The organism is Mycobacterium sp. (genome assembly GCF_035603715.1).
In the GTDB taxonomy this organism is placed as follows: domain Bacteria; phylum Actinomycetota; class Actinomycetes; order Mycobacteriales; family Mycobacteriaceae; genus Mycobacterium.
Genome location: NZ_DATNJW010000280.1, coordinates 1 through 2359 on the forward strand (window position 1 = coordinate 1; position 2359 = coordinate 2359).

At 67.4% G+C, this 2359-nt stretch carries 3 protein-coding genes; all 3 read left to right on the top strand.

Annotated elements, in window-relative coordinates:
- A partial coding sequence (gene rpsB / locus VN856_RS11750; protein ID WP_325689151.1) for a 30S ribosomal protein S2 occupies positions 1-720 on the top strand: 720 nt, incomplete at its 5' end.
- 1 nt (position 721) lies between these two features.
- Positions 722-1537 carry a translation elongation factor Ts gene (tsf, locus tag VN856_RS11755; protein ID WP_325689153.1) on the top strand — a complete coding sequence of 272 codons (816 nt, stop codon included), beginning with the start codon at positions 722-724 and terminating at the stop codon, positions 1535-1537.
- Positions 1538-1547: 10 nt separating this feature from the next.
- The coding region (locus VN856_RS11760; RefSeq protein WP_325689155.1) for an amidase at positions 1548-2359 on the top strand (812 nt) is incomplete at its 3' end.

Consider the following 2359-nt stretch of genomic DNA (forward strand, 5'->3'; position numbering starts at 1 on the left):
ATCGACCTGCAGCAGACGCTGACTTTCATCGACAAGGCGTACGAGTTCGTCAAGGAGACTGTCGCTCACGGTGGCTCGGTCTTGTTCGTCGGCACCAAGAAGCAGGCGCAGGAATCCATCGCCGACGAGGCGACCCGGGTGGGAATGCCGTACGTCAACCAGCGCTGGCTGGGCGGCATGCTGACCAACTTCTCCACGGTGCACAAGCGCCTGCAGCGGCTCAAGGAGCTCGAGGCGATGGAGCAGACCGGTGGCTTCGAGGGCCGCACCAAGAAGGAGATCCTGGGTCTGACCCGCGAGAAGAACAAGCTGGAGCGCAGCCTGGGCGGTATCCGCGACATGGCGAAGGTTCCGTCGGCAGTCTGGGTCGTCGACACCAACAAGGAGCACATCGCGGTCGGCGAAGCCCGCAAGCTGGGCATCCCGGTCATCGCGATCCTGGACACCAACTGCGACCCCGACCTGGTCGACTACCCGATCCCGGGCAACGACGACGCGATCCGCTCGGCGGCCCTGCTGACCAAGGTGATCGCTTCAGCGGTGGCCGAGGGCCTGCAGGCCCGTGCCGGTCTGGGCCGCGGCGACGGCAAGCCCGAAGCCGAAGCCGCTGAGCCGCTGGCCGAATGGGAGCAGGAACTGCTGGCTTCGGCGACCGCAACCGCCGCGCCGGCCGAACAGGCCGCCGCGGTCGCAACCGAATCAACCACCACGGAAGGCTGAGATGGCCAACTTCACCGCTGCCGACGTCAAGAAGCTCCGTGAGCTGACCGGCGCCGGCATGCTCGACTGCAAGAACGCGCTGTCGGAGACCGATGGTGATTTCGAGAAGGCGGTTGAGGCGCTGCGGATCAAGGGCGCCAAGGACGTCGGCAAGCGCGCCGAGCGGGCCACCGCCGAGGGCTTGGTCGCCGCCAAAGACGGCGCGCTGATCGAGCTCAACAGCGAGACCGACTTCGTCGCCAAGAACGCGGAGTTCCAGAAAGTCGCTGAGGAGATCGTCGCCGCGGCGGCCAAGTCCAAGGCCGCCGACGTCGATGCTGTCAAGGCGGCCAGCATCGGTGACAAGACCGTTGAGCAGGTGATCGCCGAGCTGTCCGCCAAGATCGGGGAGAAGCTCGAACTGCGGCGGGTCGCGTACTTCGACGGCACCGTCGAGACCTACTTGCACAAGCGCGCCGCCGACCTGCCCCCGGGCGTCGGTGTGCTGGTCGAGTACACCGGCGGCGACGCTGATGCCGCGCACGCGGTCGCATTGCAGATCGCCGCGCTCAAGGCTCGCTACCTGACTCGGGACGACGTGCCCGAGGACGTGGTGGCCAGCGAACGGCGCATCGCCGAGGAGACCTCACGCGCAGAAGGCAAGCCGGAGCAGGCGCTGCCCAAGATCGTCGAAGGCCGCCTGGGCGGGTTCTTCAAAGATGTCGTGCTGCTCGAGCAGCCCTCGGTCTCGGACAGCAAGAAGTCGGTCAAGGCGCTGCTCGACGAAGCCGGTGTCACCGTGACCCGGTTCGTCCGTTTCGAGGTCGGCCAGCAGTAGCATCAGCCGGATGCGACATGTGCACGCATTCGGTGACGACGCGCTCGGTCACCTCGACGCCGTTGGTCTGATCGACGCCCTCAACTCCGGTCGGGTAGGCCGGGCCGAGGTCGTCGAGGCAGCGATCGCGCGCACCGAAGCCGTCAACCCCGCCCTGAACGGCATGGCCTACGAGGCTTTCGACCGGGCTCGGGCCCAGGCGGCCGCACCCGCCCGCGCCGGCTTCTTCAGCGGCGTGCCGACGTTCATCAAGGACAACGTCGACGTCGCCGGGCTGCCGACGATGCGCGGCACCGACGCGTGGCCGCCGCGCCCGGCCGAAGCCGATAGCGAGTTCGCGCGGACGTACCTGGCCACCGGGATGACGCCGCTGGGCAAGACCCAGATGTCGGAATACGGCTTCAGCGCCTCGGCTGAACACCCGCGACTGGGACCGGTGCGCAACCCGTGGAACACCGACCACACCGCGGGCGCATCGTCGTCGGGCTCCGCTGCGTTCGTGGCCGCCGGTGTGGTGCCGATCGCCCATGCCAATGACGGTGGGGGCTCGATCCGAATTCCCGCGTCCTGCAATGGACTCGTCGGGCTGAAGCCGTCGCGTGGCCGGCTACCGCTGGACAAAGAAGTCAGGCAAATGCCGATTCGCATCGTCGCCAACGGGGTGGTCAGCCGATCGGTGCGAGACACCGCCGCGTTCTACCGGGAAGCCGAACGCATCTGGCGGGCGCCCAACCTCACGCCGATCGGAGACGTGCAGCATGCCGGAGCAAAGCGGCTGCGGATCGCCGTCATCACTCATTCACTTCTTCGCGAATCCAGCCC